The following is a 17,679-nucleotide window of genomic DNA, read 5'->3' on the forward strand; positions in this document are numbered from 1 at the left end:
GAAGAAGAAACGATCGGCGCTGGCCCTTGTGGCCGCGCCGTTCAAGCCTGCCTGGAGAGATCGTGGCCGCTACACTCCCCGCATCCCACTACGACAAGAACGAGATGCAACGCTCCGACCCGTTGGGGCGGCCACCCACCGTCCGTCGGGCGGGACCCTGGGCCGACACGCTGTTCTCGGTCCTGGCGCACGGAGCCGCACTCCTGACCCTGGCCCTGCTGGCCGCCATCATCGGTTCGCTCATCCTCGGCGCCATGCCGGCCATCCGCGAATACGGCTTGAGCTTCCTCTGGCGCAGCGAATGGGACCCCGTGAAGGACCAGTACGGCGGCCTGGTCATGATCTACGGCACGCTGGCCACTTCGCTGATCGCCTTGCTGATCGCGGTGCCGGTGAGCTTCGGGATTGCGCTGTTCCTCACGGAGCTCTCGCCCGGCTGGCTGCGTCGCCCGCTGGGTGTGGCCATCGAACTGCTGGCCGCGGTTCCGTCCATCGTCTACGGCATGTGGGGGCTGTTGGTGTTCAGCCCGGTGCTGTCGGAGTACGTGCAGCAGCCCATGCAGCGCCTGTTCGGCAACGTGCCCTTCCTGAAGGACCTGGTCTCCGGCGCGCCGGTGGGCATCGGCATCCTGTCGGCGGGCATCATCCTGGCCATCATGATCATCCCGTTCATCGCCGCCGTGATGCGCGACGTGTTCGAGGTGACGCCGGCCATGCTCAAGGAATCGGCCTACGGCCTGGGTTCCACGACCTGGGAAGTGGTGTTCAAGGTGGTACTGCCCTATACCAAGACTGGGGTGATCGGGGGCATCATGCTGGGGCTGGGCCGCGCGCTCGGCGAGACCATGGCGGTGACCTTCGTGATCGGCAATGCCAACCAGCTCAACGGCCCCTCGCTGTTCGAGGCGGCCAACAGCATCACGTCGGTGCTGGCCAATGAATTCGCCGAGGCCGGCGAGGGACTGCACCAAGCGTCGCTGCTGTATTTGGCGCTCGTGCTGTTCTTCGTGACCTTCGTGGTGCTGTCGCTGTCCAAGCTGCTGCTGGCGCAACTGCGCAAGGGTGAAGGAGCACGGGCATGAGCGCCATCGCAGCAAGCAATGACGCGATGCGGTTGGCCAAGCACCGGCGTCGCAAGCTGGTGAACGTCCTTGCCCTGACGCTGTCGATGGCGGCCATGGCCTTCGGACTGTTCTGGCTGCTGTGGATCCTGTTTGAGACGGTGCGCCTCGGAATCGGTGGCCTGACCTGGGGTGTTTTCACCGAGATGACGCCTCCTCAGCAATCCGAAGGCGGCGGGCTTGCGAACGCGCTCTTTGGATCCGCACTGATGGTGGTTCTGGCCACCTTCATCGGAACACCGGTGGGCATTCTTGCTGGCATCTACCTCGCGGAATACGGGCAGAAGACCAAGCTTGCCAGTGCCACCCGCTTCATCAACGACATCCTGCTGTCTGCGCCATCCATCGTTGTCGGCTTGTTCGTCTATGCGGTCGTCGTGACTCGGATGAAGAGCTTCTCCGGATATGCAGGCGTGCTGGCTCTCGCCTTGATCGTCATCCCCGTCGTGATTCGGACGACGGAAAACATGCTTTCGCTGGTACCGAATGCCTTGCGCGAGGCCGCCTATGCGCTGGGCACGCCGAAGTACAAGGTCATCCTCACTGTAACGCTCAAGTCTGCACAAGCCGGTGTCATGACCGGTGTGCTGCTCGCATTTGCCCGCATTGCCGGCGAGACCGCTCCGCTGCTGTTCACGTCGCTGTCAAATCAATTCTGGTCCACCGATCTGGCCAAGCCAATTGCCAGTCTGCCTAAGACCATCTTTGATTTCGCGATGAACATCGACAAGAACCAGCAGCGGCTGGCCTGGGCGGGCGTGTTCCTCATCACCCTGGGCGTGCTCGCGCTGAACATCTTCGCGCGCATCATGTTCCGCAAGAAGCACTGAAGAGAAGAACGTCATGGATGCAAAAGTCGAATTCCCCGTGACCGAGAAGCCCAAGCTCTCGGTGCGCGACCTGAACTTCTACTACGGCAGTTTCCACGCGCTCAAGCACATCAACCTGGACATCCCCGAGAAGAAGGTCACCGCCTTCATCGGGCCGTCCGGCTGCGGCAAGTCCACGCTGCTGCGTACCTTCAACCGCATGTTCGAGCTCTACCCGGAGCAGCGCGCGGAAGGCGAGATCATGCTGGACGGCGAGAACATCCTGCGCTCCAAGCAGGACGTGTCGCTCATCCGCGCCAAGGTCGGCATGGTGTTCCAGAAGCCGACGCCGTTCCCGATGTCCATCTACGACAACGTCGCTTTCGGCGTGCGGCTGTTCGAGACGCTGCCGCGCATCGAGATGGACGAGCGCGTGGAGTGGGCGCTGAAGAAGGCGGCCCTGTGGAACGAGGTGAAGGACAAGCTCAACCAGAGCGGTTCGGGCCTGTCCGGCGGCCAGCAGCAGCGCCTGTGCATCGCGCGCGGCATCGCCATCAAGCCCGAAGTGCTGCTGCTCGACGAACCGTGCTCCGCGCTGGACCCGATTTCCACCGGCAAGATCGAGGAGCTCATCCACGAGCTCAAGAGCGACTACACCGTGGTCATCGTCACGCACAACATGCAGCAGGCGGCCCGCACGTCGGACTACACCGCCTACATGTACCTGGGCGACCTCATCGAGTTCGGCCCCACCTCGGACCTGTTCATGAAGCCCAAGAAGAAGGACACCGAGGACTACATCACCGGGCGTTTCGGCTGAATCAGGGAAAGCAAAGGAATAGGGCACCATGGTCGACAAGCATCTGTCCACGCAATTCGATGCCGAGCTGAGCGGCATCTCCACCCGCGTGCTCGAAATGGGCGGGCTGGTGGAGTCGCAGGTGGCGCAGTCCATCTACGCCTTGACCAACTTCAGCGGCGAGACGGCCTCGCAGGTCCTTGGCCAGGAAGAGGTGGTCAATGCGATGGAGATGGAGATCGACCGCGACCTGTCGACCATCATCGCCCGTCGCCAGCCCACCGCGCGCGACCTGCGCCTGCTGATCGCCATCAGCAAGACGATTGCCAACCTCGAGCGCGTGGGCGATGAGGCGGCGCGCATCGCGCGCACGGTGCAGCGGCTGATCAACAGCGGCGTGTCCAGCCGCATGCGTCTGCCCGTGAGCGACCTGGCCTTCGAGTCGGAGCTGGCCATCAAGCAACTGCGCAAGGCGCTGGATGCCTTCGCCCGGCTGGACATCGAGAAGGCCGTGGAAGTGCTCAAGCAGGATGACCAGATCGACCAGGAATTCGAAGGCCTGATGCGCAAGCTCATCACCTTCATGATGGAAGACCCGCGCACGATCTCGTCGAGCATCGACCTGGTGTTCGTCGCCAAGGCCATCGAGCGCGTGGGCGACCATGCGAAGAACCTGGCCGAGGTCATCATCTACGTCGTCAAGGGTACCGACGTGCGCCACGCCCCCGTGGCCAACGTCGAGAACATGGTCCGTTGAGGAGAACCAAGCGATGAGTCGCGTTCTTGTAGTCGAAGACGAATCGGCCATCGCCGAGCTGATCTCGATCAACCTGCGCCACGCAGGCTATGAAGTCACCATTGCGGCAACGTCCGACCAGGCGCAGTTCGAGGTCGACCGGGTGCTGCCCGACCTCGTGGTGCTGGACTGGATGCTGCCCGGCCAGAGCGGCCTCGCACTGGCCAAGCGCTGGCGCAGCACCGCCCGCACGCGTGAACTGCCGGTGATCATGCTCACCGCCCGTGCGGAAGAGGCCGACAAGATCGCCGGCCTGGACGCAGGCGCCGACGACTACCTCGTCAAGCCGTTCTCCACCAACGAACTGCTGGCTCGCATCCGCGCGGTGCTGCGCCGCAAGGCGCCCGAGGCGCTGGACGCGCTGGTGGACGTGGGCGGCCTGAAGCTCGACCCGGCGACCCGCCGCGTGACCCGCGACGACCGCGAGGTGCGCATCGGCCCCACGGAATTCCGCCTGCTGCATTTCTTCATGACCCATCCCGAGCGCGTGCACAGCCGCGCCCAGCTGCTCGATCGCGTGTGGGGCGACCACGTCTTCATTGAAGAGCGCACGGTCGACGTCCACGTGAAGCGCCTGCGCGAGGCGCTGGAGCCGGTGAACTGCGCACGCATGATCGAGACGGTGCGTGGCGCGGGCTACCGCCTCACGCAACAAGTTCAGGCGCTGTCGAACTGACCCACTGAGGACCCACCACACGATGGGATGGCTCATTCCTCGGCTGCTGGCCGGCGTGCTGGCGGTGGCCATGGGCTCGCTGCTGGGCATGCTGATCGGCGGCGTGCTGCAGTGGCCTGTGCTGGGTGCCGCGCTCGGCGCCAGCACCGGGGCGCTCATCTACGGCTTCGTGGATGCCTGGCGGGCGCACCGTTTCATGGGCTGGCTGCGCCGGCAGAACGAAGGCAGCGCACCGCGCGACGCCGGCTTCTGGGGCGAGGTGGGCTACCGCGTCGAGCGTTCGGTGCGCCTGCTGGAGAAGCGCGTCGAAGGCGAGAACATGCGCCTCACGCAGTTCCTGTCGGCCATCGAAGCCTCGCCCAACGGCGTGCTGCTGCTGGACGAGAACGACCAGATCGAATGGTGCAACTCGGTCGCCGCGGACCACTTCGGGCTGGACCCGCAGCGCGACCGCCGCCAGCGCATCACCAACCTCGTGCGGGCGCCCGCCTTCGTGGCCTACCTGCAGTCGGGTGACTACGACGAGGCGATGAGTTTCGGCGGGCCAGGAGCGCGCGGGACGATCTCCGTGCTGATCCGCCCGTACAGCGAAGGCATGAAGCTGGTGCTGTCGCAGGACATCACCGAGCGCGAGCGCAACGACGCCATGCGCCGCGATTTCGTGGCCAACGTGTCGCATGAGATCCGCTCGCCGCTGACTGTGCTGTCGGGCTTCATCGAGACCATGGGCAACCTGCCGCTGACGGAGGTCGAGCGCCGCCGCGTGCTGGAGCTGATGTCGCAGCAAACCGTGCGCATGCAGACGCTGGTGGGCGACCTGCTCACGCTGGCGCAGCTCGAAGGCAGCCCGCGTCCCGCGGCCGACCGCTGGGTGTCGCTGCAGAAGGTGCTGGGGCAGGTGCATGCGGATGCGGAGGCGCTGTCCTCGGGCCGCCACACGCTGGGCTTCGACCAGGCCGATGGCGTGCAGGTGGCCGGTGCCGAGCCGGAGCTGATGAGCGCCATCGCCAACCTCGTGAACAACGCCGTTCGCTACACGCCTTCGGGCGGACGCATCGACGTGCGCTGGAGCCTGCGGGCGGATGGCGGCGGCGAGATCGACGTGGTGGACACAGGCATCGGCATCGAGCGCGAGCATCTGCCGCGCTTGACCGAGCGCTTCTACCGCGTGGACGGCAGCCGTTCGCGCGACACGGGCGGCACGGGCCTCGGGTTGTCCATCGTGAAGCACGTGGCCCAGCGCCATGGCGGCGTGCTGGAAATCGACAGCGAGCCGGGCAAGGGCTCGACCTTCAAGCTCATGTTCCCCGCTGCACGCATTCGCTACATCGAGCCGGCGGTGGATCCGCGGCGCGCTCTGGACCACGCAGACGCTGGCTGATCAGCGCGTGCCGTTGCGGCGGTAGATCGCGGTCAGCTCGTCCTTATCGCTCGGGCGCTGGGCACGGGCCACCAGGGTCCATCCTGCGATGGGCGGCTTGGGTTCCACCGCAGGTTCCAGCCGCATGAGGATGTCGCAGCGCGACATCGCCGGCGTGTTCACTGCATCAACCTGGTAGCCGCCCATGTACTCCAGCGCGGCGATCTGCCCGCGAGGCAAGGCCCAGCCGTTGACGCACTGGTCCTTGGGCAGTTGCTTCGCAATGCGGTCGATGAGCGGCCGGTAGCTGCGGGCGTAGTCCAGCATGGGCAGCCACAGCGTGGTCAGCAGCATCCAGCACAAGGCAACGCCACCGGCGGGCAGGACGAGGCTCTTCCATAGCGGATTGCGGTGCCGGCCGGTGCGCCAGCGGACCAGCCACACCCACGCCAGCGTGCCCAGCGAGGCGAGGACCAGCGACACGACCGAGAAGCTGGAGGCATAGCCGGTGAGGCGCCGCGCCACGTTGGCTGCGGGCGTGGCGGGCACGCCGGTCTGCAGCGAGACGTAGACCACCCACATGCTCAGCGCGCAGACGCTGAAGAAGAAGACGGCGAACCAGTCGACCGCAGCAGACGTGCTGCGCTGAAGTGTCGGCAGTGCGAAGGACGCGAGCACGGCGAGCGCGGGCAGGGCCAGCATCAGCGCGCGATCGGATCCGCCCATGGCAATGCAGGCGGCCAGGCTCACCAGCACGCAGCCCAGCGGGATGGCGATGTGATGCTGCGTGAGCTGCCGGCGCCAGCGCCACAACGTCCAGAAAGCCAGCGGCCAGGCCGGCCAGGGGAACCAGACCAGCAGCTTGATGGTGGCCAGCACCTGGGCGCTGGAGCCGTAGCTGTTCACCCGCCAGCCCCAGGCGCCGAGCATCCAGGCGGCCAATGCGGCCAACACCGTGCTGCCGATGACGGCGGGCAGGTGACGGCGGCCATGCTCGGTACCCCCGTGCCAGCACACCAGCGTGCCGACCACGCCCAGGGCCACCGCCACCGCAGGCGCTCCGCTGCCGGCCAGGGCGGGCAGGGCGACCAGCACGGCAATGCGCGGACCCCAGTCGCGCACCGTCATCGAGGCCAGTCCGTAGAGGTAGAGGGAGATGCTCGCCAACTGCGCCAGCTCCGGCGTCGTCTCATGGCCGAGTTGCAGCAGGCCCAGCGAGGCGATCACGGCCAGCAAGGCGCCGTCGGCAATGGCTCGGGCGTAGTCGATCGGATCGGCCTCGCCACCGAAGGCGAAGGGCAGCGGCTGGGCGGCGTCGGTGCGGGCGAGGTGGTAGGTGCTGTACCAGGTGAGCAGCAGGACCAGCGCCAGCAGCGCCGCGAAGGGCAGCCGGGCTGCCAGCGGCGCACCGAACAGTGGCCCCATCACCTTGATGAAGGCGGCACCCAGCCAGTAGGGCAGGAAGGCCGCGTCCGACGGCAGCCCGCCCAGGGCTGGCGCGAACCAGGAACTGCGGCCCTCTGCCATGCTCACCATGTACCCGAAGGCGGTGATGTCGGCATTCTTCCAAGGGTCCCGGCCGAACACGCCTGGAATGACGTAGGCCGCACAGAACAGGAACAGCGCCAGCCGCGGCAGGCGCTGGGCGGCGCGGTGGGTGACGAGGGCGGGATTGGGCGAGTTCAAGATGCCGTTCTTGTTGTCAGCGTCGGATCATGCAACACAACGGAGCCCGGCGTTCACCGGACCACCCGGGCAACAAAAAAGGCAGCCGGGGCTGCCTTTGATGTGCGAATCCCGCCTGGGCGGGACGCTGGATTTACTTCTTGGAGAGGTGCGCAAACTTGTTGCGGAACTTCTCGACGCGGCCGCCGAGCGAGTCGACGCTCTTTTGGGTGCCGGTGTAGAAGGGGTGCGATTCGCTCGTGGTTTCCAGCTTGATGAGCGGCAGCTCACGGCCGTCTTCCATCTTGATGGTTTCCTTGGTCTGCGCGGTGGAGCGCGTCACGAACTTGAAACCGTTGGACAGGTCCACGAAGCAGATGTCGCGGTAACCGGGGTGAATGCCTTCTTTCATGGGAAACCTCGTGATGTCGGGAGCCACGTCGAACCACTCGACGCACTTGCCGGTGCGGAAAACCGCGGATTATAGCCCGTAGCCGCCCAAATGGGCGACCGACGGCTAGCCCCCGCGTCTCATCATGTCGAAAAAGTCCAGGTTGTTCTTCGTCGACTTCATCTTGTCGAGGATGAACTCCATCGCCTCGATCTCGTCCATCGGGTAGAGCAATTTGCGAAGAATCCAGCTTTTTTGCAGGATTTCCGGCTTCAGCAGCAGCTCTTCACGGCGCGTGCCCGACTTGTTCAGCAGGATGGACGGGTACACGCGCTTCTCGGCCATGCGGCGATCCAGGTGGATTTCGCAGTTGCCGGTGCCCTTGAATTCTTCGTAGATGACTTCGTCCATGCGACTGCCGGTGTCCACCAGCGCCGTGCCGATGATGGTCAGCGAGCCGCCTTCCTCGATGTTGCGCGCCGCGCCGAAGAAGCGCTTGGGACGCTGCAGGGCGTTGGCGTCCACGCCGCCGGTCAGCACCTTGCCCGACGAGGGCAGCACGTTGTTGTAGGCGCGGGCCAGGCGGGTGATGGAGTCCAGCAGGATCACCACGTCCTTCTTGAGCTCGACCAGGCGCTTGGCGCGCTCGATGACCATCTCGGCCACCTGCACGTGGCGGGCGGCGGGCTCGTCGAAGGTGGAGCTGATGACCTCGCCGCGCACGGTGCGCTGCATTTCGGTCACTTCTTCCGGACGCTCGTCGACCAGCAGGACGATGAGGTAGACGTCAGGGTAGTTGGCGGTGATGGCGTGCGCCAGGTTCTGCATCATCACCGTCTTGCCGCTCTTGGGCGGCGAGACGAGCAGGGCGCGCTGGCCTTTGCCCAGCGGGGCGATGAGGTCGATGATGCGGCTGGTGATGTTCTCGTCAGCCTTGATGTCGCGCTCGAGCCTGAACTGTTCCTTCGGGAACAGCGGGGTCAGGTTCTCGAACATGATCTTGTGCTTGCTCTCCTCGGGCGTGAGGCCGTTGACCTTGTCGACCTTCACCAGCGCGAAGTAGCGCTCGCCGTCCTTGGGCACGCGGACTTCGCCTTCGATGGCGTCGCCGGTGTGCAGGTTGAAGCGGCGGATCTGGCTGGGGCTCAGGTAGATGTCGTCGGTGGACGCCATGTAGCTCGCGTCGGGCGAGCGCAGGAAGCCGAAGCCATCAGGCAACACTTCGAGCACGCCGTCGCCGAAGACCTGTTCGCCGGCCTTGGCGCGCTTTTTCATGATCGCGAACATCAGCTCCTGCTTGCGCAGGCGAGCGACGTTTTCGATCTCCAGCGCTTCGCCCATCTTGATGAGCTCGGAGACGTGCTGCGCTTTAAGTTCTGACAGATGCATGGGTTGCAACCCTGGGGTGATGTGGGTCGACGCCTGCCAATGGCGCCGCCCGAGCGGTCGGCCTCGTGTCCGATTCGCTGCCTCTGATCCGCCTGAACAACGTTGGCGCAGAGGTCGCGAAGAGAGAGCTAAGGGTCGGAGTAGGAGGCCGGATCCACGCGCCTTGACTGCTGGCGTGGTGGCAAAAATTCTGGCTTCGGGAGGGGCGCCTGACTGGCGGCCTTGTGGGACTTGGCAGGTGAGCCGGGCTTCTCCCGAAGCGACTGCGACGGATTATAGATGACCGTCGAGGAAGGCCGTCAACTGGGCCTTGGAAAGTGCGCCCACCTTGGTGGCGGCGAGCTGGCCGTCCTTGAACAGCATCAGCGTCGGAATGCCGCGGATGCCGAACTTCGCGGGCACGTCACGGTTCTCGTCGACGTTCATCTTCGCGATCTTCAGGCGACCGTCGTAGTCCTTGGAGACTTCGTCCAGGATGGGGGCGATCATCTTGCAGGGCCCGCACCACTCGGCCCAGTAGTCCACGAGGACCGGCTTGTCGGCCTTGAGAACGTCGCTGTCGAATGACGCGTCGGTGGTGTGCTTGATGAGATCGGAGCTCATGACTTGTCCTAAGGGGGTGGGTCCTTCTCGAACCTGTTGAACGCCGCACGAGGCGGCAAGGCACAATGATTCTGACACATTGTGCTCAGACCCCGCTGCCGTCGCGGCCCCCGCGGCGGCTTCATCTTTTCTATGGCGCCCATAGTTCGCATCCCTCTTGAAATCGGCCCCGGTGACCCATGGCCGCGCGTGGTGCGGCTGGCGCAGGCGTGGGCCGAAGGGCAGGGCGTGGTCCTGCGCGACGCGGTGATGCTGTTGCCATTCGCGCAGCATTTGCCGCTCGCGCGCCGGGCGTGGATCGCGCTGGGCGGGTGGATGCCGCGCGTGGAGACCACCCAGACGCTGGCCCGCAGCCTGGGGCCAGGGGCTGCTTCGCAGCCCGGGCAGATCAGTTTCGACGGCGCGCTGGACCGGCTCACGGCCAGGCATCTGCTGCGCGGACAGGCCTTCGGGCAGGCGTGGCACAAGCGCGACGAGCGAGGGTTCGATCAGGCGGTGGCATCGGTGGCCCAGACGGCCCAGGCATTCGCCCGGGCAGCGGCTGCGATGGCGCCGTCGGACCGGGACGCGTATTGGACGCAAGGCCGTGAACTCCTGAGCATCGCGCCGGGCCCGGGCGGCACCGAACGCATGCTTGCTCGCGTGGCCTTCGAGTGGGCAGCGGCATCCGCCGCCCCGGTCACCGACCAGTTGTTCGACTTGCAGCCCTCTGCCTGGATGGTCGTGCAGGCGGGCGGTGCCGATGCGCTGACCGAGGCGCTGCTGCTGCATGCGCACGGTCCTGCGCTCGTCATCCAGGCCGATCCCGACCATGCTGCGGCCTTCTCACACGCGGCGCGCATCGCGGATGTCAGCCAGGCCCGATGCGCCGACTTCGAATCCGAGGCGAGCCGCTGCGCCGCCGAGGTGCTCGACAGGCTCAACACCGGGCATCGCCCCGTGGCGCTGATCTCCCAAGACCGCCTGCTCACGCGGCGCGTGCGCGCCTTGCTCGCGCGCCAGCACGTGCCCATCGTCGATGAAACCGGGTGGAAGCTGTCGACCACGCGGGCCGGTGCGATGGTGGGCAATCTCCTGCGCGCGGCCAACCCTCGCGCCACCGCCGACGACTGGCTGGACTGGCTCAAGGCCGGTGCCACCGACTGGCCCGGCGTAGCTGGCGCCTCGCGGGCGATGCAGGCCATCGAGACGGCCATGCGGCGCCAGGCCTGGTCCACGCCGTCGGCGGTGGATGCGCAGGCGATGGGCGACGCGCCAGGCCAGTTGTGGCAGGCGGCGCAGGCCGTGATCGCGGACCTGCGCTCACCGCGCTCACGCAGCTTCAATGCATGGATCTCCGCGTTGCGCCAGGCGCTCGCGGCCTCGGGCGCCTTGGACTTGCTGCAGTCCGACGATGCCGGCGTGCAGGCGATCAATGCACTGCATCTGGACGACGCACCCGTGGCCGACCCGGCGGAAACGCCCCAGGCCATGAGCCTGCACGAGTTCACGAACTGGGTGGATGGCACGCTGGAAGACGCGTCCTTCGTGCCCGAGGCGGCAGCCGGTCAGTCGCAGGCGAGCGTCGTCGTGACGCCGCTGGCACAGGCGATGCTGCGGCCCTTCGCCTCCGTGGTCTTCGCCGGAGCCGACGAGAAGCGCCTGGGCGGCGCCCCGTCGCCGCATCCGCTGCTCAACGATTCACTGGCCGCCTCGCTGCGGCTGCCCACCATGGAGCAGCAGCGCGAGGCCGAGATGCTGGCCTTCATCCAACTGCTGCGCATGCCGCGCATCACCTTGCTTCGGCGGCTGGACGATGGCGGCGAGCCGCTGGCGCCGAGCACGCTGGTCGAGCGGCTGGACCTGGCCATGCGCAAGCAGGGCCGTTCGATCGCGCAGGCGCCCGATCCGCAAGGCAGGGCGACGCTGGCACCCGCGCCGGTGCCGCGCCCCATGCCCTTCGCGCCCGACCTTCTGCCCGACACCCTGAGCGCCTCCGCCTGCGATGCGCTGCGCAGCTGCCCGTACCGCTTCTTCGCCCTGCGCCTGCTGTCGCTGCGCGAGGCCGACGAACTCGACGACGCTGTGGAAAAGCGCGACTACGGCACCTGGCTGCACGACGTGCTGCATCGCTTCCATGAATCACGAACGGTGCCCCAGGCGATCGGGCAGGACGAGGCCAGGCTGCGCGAGGTGGCGGCGCAATCGCAAGAGCACATGGGCCTGGATGACGCCGCCTTCCTGCCTTTCGCCGCGACCTTCGAACGCTTCGTACCGCGCTATGTGCAGTGGTTGCACGAGCGCGATGAACAAGGCGCGAGCTGGATCGACGGCGAGCGCGACCTGAAAGCCAGCCCCGTGCAGTGGGCCGGCGTTCGCATGCAAGGCCGCATCGACCGCATCGACAGCGTGCCGGGCGAAGAGGGGCCGGTCACCCAGCTCATCGACTACAAGACCGGCAGCGGGCAGGCCTTGCGCAACCTCGTGAAGACGCCGCTGGAAGACACGCAGCTGGCCTTCTACGCCGCCTTGATGGCGCAGCAGTCCGAAGCGGGCGGCGCCGTGAGCGCGATCTACCTGCCGCTGGACGACAGCGATGGCATCAAGCCCATCGAACATCCGCAGGTGGAGATCACGGCGCAGGTGCTGGTGCAGGAGATCGGCGCCGAGCTGGAACGCCTGCGCCGGGGCGCCCGGATGCCCGCGCTGGGCGAGGGCATGGCCTGCGAGTTCTGCGAGGCCCGCGGCCTGTGCCGCAAGGACCATTGGGAGCCCGTGCCATGACCGGCGCGGCCTACCAGATCGACGGGCGGCTCGCGTCGCGCGAGGCCTTCTACGCCGCGGCCTGCGACCCGCGCCGCAGCGTGATCGTCGAGGCCTGCGCCGGCGCGGGCAAGACCTGGATGCTGGTGTCGCGCATCCTGCGTGCCCTGCTCGACGGCGCGATGCCGCAGGAGATCCTGGCCATCACCTTCACGCGCAAGGCGGCCGGCGAGATGCGGGCGCGCCTGGACGAATGGCTGGCCGACTTCGGCTCGCCCGAATGCGACGACGCGCGCCGACAGCGCGAGCTGATGGCGCGCGGCATGTCGCTGGCCGAAGCCACCAGCGCCGCGCCCTTGCTGGCCGATCTTCACGAAAGACTGCTCGCCACCGGCCGATCGGTGGAGGTACGCACCTTCCACGCCTGGTTCTCGCAACTGCTGCGCGCTGCGCCGCTGGAGCTGCTCAACGAACTGGGCCTGCAGCCCGACATGGACCTGCTGGAAGACGTGGCCGACCACCGCGGCGAGGTCTACCGGCGCTTTCATGCGGCAGTGATTGCAGACGAGGTCCTGCACGAGGACTTTCGAGCCCTCGTGCTGTCACGCGGCCGGTCGCAGCTTCGCAAGTGGCTGGATGCGGCCTGGGCGCGGCGCATCGACATCGAGCTGGCCGATCAAGGCGGCGTGCTGGAAGACAGCGTGAAGTCCGCGGCCGAGCAATGGCCGAGCTACGCGGGCTTGCCGCATCCATCGCATCGGGTGCTGATGCCGGATGCGAGAGCCATGCTGGCAGCGGTCGCAGCGACGCTCGGCGCGCACAAGTCCGCCACGTGCAAGAAGCAGGCCGTGGTCCTTGAACAGGCGCTGGGCCTGGACGATCCACCCCAGTCGCTCGATGGCGTCCGTGCGGCGCTGTTCACCGGCAAGGGCGAACTCCGCAAGGCCCTGGCCGATGTGCCCGGCGTGAGTGAGGTAGCCGGTCTCATCGAGGACATCGACCGCGCCTGCCGCCAGCAATCCGCGCATGACGAGCACCTGCGCATGGTCAGGCTGTCGCGCACGCTCTTCGCCGAATACGCCGCCTACAAGCGCTCGCGCGGCCTGGCCGACATGAACGACCTGGAGCGCTGCGCACTCGCGCTGCTGCGCGACGCGACGCTCTCGGCCTGGGTGCAGGAACGGCTGGATGCCCGCGTGCGGCACCTGCTGATCGATGAGTTCCAGGACACCAGTCCCTTGCAGTGGCACGCCCTGCATGCGTGGCTCGCGGGCTACGCCGGCGCTGGCGGTGGTACCAGCGGGTACCGACCCCTGGGCGTGTTCATCGTGGGCGATCCCAAGCAGAGCATCTACCGTTTCCGGGGTGCCGAGCCGAAGGTCTTCGCAGCGGCGCGCGACTTCCTGCTGCAAGGCCTGGGCGGCACGGTGCTCACCTGTGACCACACCCGCCGCAATTCGCCGGAGGTGCTGCAGGCGCTGAACGGCGTGTTCCGTGCCTTGCAGGACCAGGCGCGGTTCGAGGGCTTTCGCGAGCACACGACCGAGTCCGTCCCGCATGGTGGCCCTGGGGCACTCGCCTTGCCGGAGGTCATGCGTCCGCAGAAGGAGAAGCCTGCCGAGGACGACGCACCACTGGCCTGGCGCGACAGCCTCACGCAGCCGCGCATCGAGGCCGAAGAGCTGCTGCGCCAACAGGAAGCCAGGCTGGTGGCGGCCGCGGTGGATGAACTCATCGACTCGGGCATGGCACCCGGCGACATCCAGGTGCTGTGCCGCAAGCGCGAATCCCTGCGGCTCGCGGCGGACGAGTTGTCGCGCCTGCACATCCCCTTCGCTGCGCCCGAGGCCTTCGACCTGCTTGATGCGCCCGAGGCACGCGACATCGTGGCGCTGCTCGACGTGCTGGCCTCGCCTCAGCACAAGCTCTCGCTGGCCCATGCCTTGCGCAGCCCGCTGTTCGGCGCGTCGGACGATGACCTTGTGCGGCTCGCTCGCCAGGCGGTCAACCACGGTGACTGGTGGCGTGCCTTGCGCGAGTCGCCCGAGGCCTCGCCCGCCCTGGATCGCGCCCGGAAGCTTCTGCAGCGCTGGGCCAACGTGGCCCAGCAACTGCCCCCGCACGACCTGCTCGACATCGTCGTGGCAGAGGGCGAGCTGCGCGAGCGCCTGGCCGCTGCCGTCCCCGCCGAGCGGCGCCCGGCAGCCCTCAACGCCGTCGATGCCGTGCTCAACCAGGCCCTCACGCTGGACGGCGCCCGCTACGCCACGCCCTACAACTTCGTCCGCGCGCTGAAACGCCGGTCCCTGAAGGTGCCTGCGGCATTGCAGCCGGACGCCGTCCAGCTGCTCACCGTCCACGGCGCCAAGGGCCTGGAGGCGGAGGTCGTGTTCATCATGGACGCCGACCCGACGCCCAAGAACGCCGAGACGGCCACGCTGCTGGTGGACTGGCCCGTCGAAGCCGAAAGCCCCCAGGCCTGCGCCTTCGTCTACTCGGAGGGCCAATGCCCGCCCTCGCTGCTGCCGGTGCTGGCGCGCGAACGCGAGGCGCGCGAACGCGAGGAGCTGAACAGCCTGTACGTGGCGATGACACGCGCCCGGCAGCGGCTGGTCTTCAGCGCCACCCAGCCTCATCGCCCGCCTGAACAGCCTTCGTGGTGGCAGCTCCTCCAGCCGGTGGCGCAACCCATGCCGGCCACCCAGGCCCACGAACCGCATGCGGCGCAGCAGCGGCCCATCGTCCTGCCTGTGCTGCCGAACTGGACCGATGCGCCCGAGCGGCCTGCCGTGCCTGCGAGGGCCACGGCCGAGGACAGCATGGTCAGCCTGCTGGGCAAGGCCGTGCACCGCACGCTCGAATGGGCCGGCGCCCAAGGCCCACTGGCGGACGATGCCGACCACTTCGACCACCTGGCCGATGCCGCCGCCCGCGAGTTCCAGTCCGACGGCCGGCAGGTCCGCCGCCTCGCGGGCCGGATCTGGCGCAGCCCGGACTGCGCGCGCTTCTTCCGCGGTCCGCAATTGCACTGGTCGGGCAACGAGGTGCCGGTGGGCGAGGGCGAGACCGAGCTGCGCATCGACCGGCTGGTGGCCCTGGAGGCGGCCGGCCGGCGCCAGTGGTGGGTGCTGGACTACAAGCTCAACCAGTCGCCTGCGGAGCTGCCGCAATACCGTGACCAGCTCCTGCGCTACCGCCGCATCGTCCAAAGCTTGCAACCGGCTGACGAGGTCCGCTGCGCCTTCATCACCGGTGCCGGCGAGCTGGTCGAATTGACCCCTTGAGCGGCCTGGGCATGCTCGCCACGGCGTGATCGGCCCGAGACGGGAAGCGGGCATTTCTCACGACGCCGCCAGGGATGACCGCCACACTGCGCTCCGCCGCGCGCACACTGGGTTTTGAAACGAATTGCCACGGAATGCCGGGCCTCATCGAGGTTTCGGCCAGGGAGTTCCCGGCATCCAATAGCGCAACTTCGTCCCAGTCCACGATGGTTGCACCCGCGTCTTCATCCCCACGTCCAGCCGCTGCGAGCGCACCGGCGGCCGTTGCACGCCGGCTTGGCCGCTTCGAGCTGCGGCAACTGCTGGGCAAGAGCGCCGGCACCATGGTCTGGCTCGCATGGGACCCGCGCCTCGAACAGGAACTGATGCTGACCCTGCCGCGCGTGCAGCCCGCGTCGCCCGCGGCGCTGGAGCTCTGGCAGGACGAAGTGCGGTCGGCCGCGAGGCTGAACCACCCCAACATCGCCCACGTCGTGGAAGTCGGCGTGCAGGAGAACTGGCCCTACGTGGCGGTGGATCGTGCCCTGGGCATGACGCTGCCCGAATGGCTGGCCGCGCATCCCAACCCGGCGCCGCTGGAGTCGGTGGGCTGGATGTGCCATGCGCTGCAAGGCATGGCCTTCGCGCACGAGTCCGGCGCTGCGCATGGCGACCTGCAACTGCACCACCTGCTCATCAGCGAGAACGGCAGCGTCCGCGTGATGGCGCTGGCCGCCGTCGGCCAGCCGCAGGCCAATCCCGACGATGCCAACCGCGCCATGCCGCTGGACCCGAACCGGCTGCGTGCCCACCGCCAGAACGCCGAGCGCGACGTGCTCGCCTGCGGCTTGCTGTTGCAGCAACTGCTGGTGGGCCAGCCCGCGCTGGAAGAACCCGACACGGCGCTCGTGATTTCCCGCCTGACACCGCTGGGCAAGGAAATCGTGCGCCTGCCGTGGAGCACGCCGCACCCGATTCCCGAGGCGCTGCGCGCCATTGCCAACCGCACCACCGCCAGCCAGGAGCGCCAGCGCTACCTCAGCGCACGCACGCTGCTGCAGGCGCTGGAAGGCTGGCGTGCCGCCGAAGCACAGGACACCGGCGGTCCGCTCGCGCTGCTGCTGGACCGCATGCGCACCGTCGGCCATCTGCCGGCCATGCCGGGAGTGGGCGGGCGCGTGTCGCGGCTCACGTCCATGGAAGGCCAGCGCACCGACGAGATGGCCGAGCAGATCCTGCAGGACATGGCGCTCAGCTTCGAGTTGCTGCGCATGGTGAACTCCGCGCAGGTGCAGAGCACACAGGTGTCGGGCAACGGCCCGGTGCTGACCATCCGCCGGGCGATCGCGCTGGTGGGGCTCAACGGCATCCGCAGTGCCGCTGCCCAGCTTCGCGTGTGGCCGGGGCCGCTGACGCCGCAAGGTGCCACGGCCATGGAGCGCACCATCGAGCGTGTGCGGCTGGCCGGCTACACCGCGCAGGCCCTGTGCCCTGGCGGCTACGACCCCGAGGTCATCTACCTCGTGGCCGTCCTACAGAACCTGGGGCGCCTGCTGTTGCAGTACCACTTCTCCGAGGAAGCCGAGCAGATCTGGCAGCTGATGAAGCCCGTGCCGCCGCCGGCCAATGCCGAACCCGGCACGCCCGAGCAGCCCGGCATGACCGAAGCCGGGGCCTCGTACGCCGTGCTGGGCGTGAACATCGAGACCCTGGGCGCGTCCGTGGCGCGCCACTGGGGGCTGGGCGAGGACGTCCAGCACATGATCCACCGGTTGGCCCGCGACAAGGCCGTGCGCACGCCCGATGGCGATGCGGACGTGCTGCGCACCGCGGCCAGCGCGGCGAACGAGGCGGTCGATGCCATTACCACGCTGCCGGCCACGCGCATTGCCCAAGGCATTGCGCTCGTCGCGCAGCGCTATGCCCGCTCGCTGGAAATCGGCCCGCGCGACCTGCAGGAAGCCCTGCAGGCCGCTCGCACTGCTCTGCGCACCGGCAAGCGGGTCGCCGATGTGCAAAAGGCCAAGAGCGAAGAGACCACTGCGGAACCCGACAAGCGCTGACC

At 67.6% G+C, this 17,679-nt stretch carries 13 protein-coding genes; 9 read left to right on the forward strand and 4 right to left on the reverse strand.

Features of this window, described 5'->3' with window-relative positions; all coding sequences use genetic code 11:
• The first annotated feature begins 104 nt into the window (after positions 1–104).
• Genes pstC through phoR form a run of 6 tightly spaced genes read left to right on the forward strand, consistent with a single transcriptional unit; the run spans position 105 to position 5,582 of the window.
• On the forward strand, positions 105–1,082 hold the full coding sequence (gene pstC / locus DZC73_RS23965; protein WP_198414959.1) for a phosphate ABC transporter permease subunit PstC: 978 nt from the start codon (positions 105–107) through the stop codon (positions 1,080–1,082).
• Positions 1,079–1,951: a phosphate ABC transporter permease PstA gene (pstA, locus tag DZC73_RS23970; protein WP_124542902.1), complete on the forward strand. Its 873-nt coding sequence runs from the start codon at positions 1,079–1,081 to the stop codon at positions 1,949–1,951. Before pstC ends, pstA begins: the two co-directional genes overlap by 4 nt.
• A gap of 13 nt (positions 1,952–1,964) precedes the next feature.
• Positions 1,965–2,750, forward strand: coding sequence for a phosphate ABC transporter ATP-binding protein PstB (gene pstB, locus DZC73_RS23975; protein WP_124542903.1), 786 nt, complete (start codon positions 1,965–1,967; stop codon positions 2,748–2,750).
• A gap of 28 nt (positions 2,751–2,778) precedes the next feature.
• Positions 2,779–3,486, forward strand: coding sequence for a phosphate signaling complex protein PhoU (gene phoU / locus DZC73_RS23980; protein WP_124542904.1), 708 nt, complete (start codon positions 2,779–2,781; stop codon positions 3,484–3,486).
• 13 nt (positions 3,487–3,499) lie between these two features.
• Positions 3,500–4,201 carry a phosphate regulon transcriptional regulator PhoB gene (gene phoB / locus DZC73_RS23985; protein ID WP_124542905.1) on the forward strand — a complete coding sequence of 234 codons (702 nt, stop codon included), beginning with the start codon at positions 3,500–3,502 and terminating at the stop codon, positions 4,199–4,201.
• Positions 4,202–4,223: 22 nt separating this feature from the next.
• A complete protein-coding gene (phoR, locus tag DZC73_RS23990; RefSeq protein WP_124542906.1) occupies positions 4,224–5,582 on the forward strand; it encodes a phosphate regulon sensor histidine kinase PhoR in 1,359 nt (452 codons plus the stop codon).
• On the opposite strand, the gene DZC73_RS23995 is transcribed toward phoR, so the two are convergent.
• From DZC73_RS23995 to trxA, 4 genes are all read right to left on the reverse strand, one after another.
• Positions 5,583–7,247 carry a hypothetical protein gene (locus DZC73_RS23995; protein WP_124542907.1) on the reverse strand — a complete coding sequence of 555 codons (1,665 nt, stop codon included), beginning with the start codon at positions 7,245–7,247 and terminating at the stop codon, positions 5,583–5,585.
• A 133-nt stretch (positions 7,248–7,380) separates the two neighbouring features.
• Positions 7,381–7,638, reverse strand: coding sequence for a type B 50S ribosomal protein L31 (locus DZC73_RS24000; RefSeq protein WP_124542908.1), 258 nt, complete (start codon positions 7,636–7,638; stop codon positions 7,381–7,383).
• A 105-nt stretch (positions 7,639–7,743) separates the two neighbouring features.
• Positions 7,744–9,006, reverse strand: coding sequence for a transcription termination factor Rho (rho, locus tag DZC73_RS24005; protein ID WP_124542909.1), 1,263 nt, complete (start codon positions 9,004–9,006; stop codon positions 7,744–7,746).
• A 273-nt stretch (positions 9,007–9,279) separates the two neighbouring features.
• Complete coding sequence (gene trxA, locus DZC73_RS24010) at positions 9,280–9,609, reverse strand: thioredoxin TrxA (RefSeq protein ID WP_124542910.1); 330 nt, start codon at positions 9,607–9,609, stop codon at positions 9,280–9,282.
• A gap of 132 nt (positions 9,610–9,741) precedes the next feature.
• Between trxA and DZC73_RS24015 the strand changes: the two genes are divergently transcribed.
• The 3 genes from DZC73_RS24015 (at position 9,742) to DZC73_RS24025 (ending at position 17,677) form a co-directional block, all read left to right on the forward strand.
• Entirely contained in the window at positions 9,742–12,372 is a 2,631-nt protein-coding gene (locus DZC73_RS24015) for a PD-(D/E)XK nuclease family protein (protein WP_124542911.1), read from the forward strand.
• Positions 12,369–15,635 carry a UvrD-helicase domain-containing protein gene (locus DZC73_RS24020; RefSeq protein WP_124542912.1) on the forward strand — a complete coding sequence of 1,089 codons (3,267 nt, stop codon included), beginning with the start codon at positions 12,369–12,371 and terminating at the stop codon, positions 15,633–15,635. The genes DZC73_RS24015 and DZC73_RS24020 overlap by 4 nt, the downstream gene beginning before the upstream one ends.
• Positions 15,636–15,841: 206 nt before the next feature.
• Positions 15,842–17,677 carry an HDOD domain-containing protein gene (locus tag DZC73_RS24025; protein WP_161974715.1) on the forward strand — a complete coding sequence of 612 codons (1,836 nt, stop codon included), beginning with the start codon at positions 15,842–15,844 and terminating at the stop codon, positions 17,675–17,677.
• Positions 17,678–17,679 lie beyond the last annotated feature (2 nt).

It is taken from the genome of Rhizobacter terrae (assembly GCF_003852895.1).
Lineage (GTDB): Bacteria > Pseudomonadota > Gammaproteobacteria > Burkholderiales > Burkholderiaceae_C > Albitalea > Albitalea terrae.

Bases quoted from the DNA above. Each gene is read 5' to 3' on its own strand.
- pstC (WP_198414959.1), top strand. From the start codon at position 105: ATGCAACGCTCCGACCCGTTGGGGCGGCCACCCACCGTCCGTCGGGCG.
- pstA (WP_124542902.1), top strand. From the start codon at position 1,079: ATGAGCGCCATCGCAGCAAGCAATGACGCGATGCGGTTGGCCAAGCAC.
- pstB (WP_124542903.1), top strand. From the start codon at position 1,965: ATGGATGCAAAAGTCGAATTCCCCGTGACCGAGAAGCCCAAGCTCTCG.
- phoU (WP_124542904.1), top strand. From the start codon at position 2,779: ATGGTCGACAAGCATCTGTCCACGCAATTCGATGCCGAGCTGAGCGGC.
- phoB (WP_124542905.1), top strand. From the start codon at position 3,500: ATGAGTCGCGTTCTTGTAGTCGAAGACGAATCGGCCATCGCCGAGCTG.
- phoR (WP_124542906.1), top strand. From the start codon at position 4,224: ATGGGATGGCTCATTCCTCGGCTGCTGGCCGGCGTGCTGGCGGTGGCC.
- DZC73_RS24000 (WP_124542908.1), bottom strand. From the start codon at position 7,638: ATGAAAGAAGGCATTCACCCCGGTTACCGCGACATCTGCTTCGTGGAC.
- rho (WP_124542909.1), bottom strand. From the start codon at position 9,006: ATGCATCTGTCAGAACTTAAAGCGCAGCACGTCTCCGAGCTCATCAAG.
- trxA (WP_124542910.1), bottom strand. From the start codon at position 9,609: ATGAGCTCCGATCTCATCAAGCACACCACCGACGCGTCATTCGACAGC.
- DZC73_RS24015 (WP_124542911.1), top strand. From the start codon at position 9,742: ATGGCGCCCATAGTTCGCATCCCTCTTGAAATCGGCCCCGGTGACCCA.
- DZC73_RS24020 (WP_124542912.1), top strand. From the start codon at position 12,369: ATGACCGGCGCGGCCTACCAGATCGACGGGCGGCTCGCGTCGCGCGAG.
- DZC73_RS24025 (WP_161974715.1), top strand. From the start codon at position 15,842: ATGGTTGCACCCGCGTCTTCATCCCCACGTCCAGCCGCTGCGAGCGCA.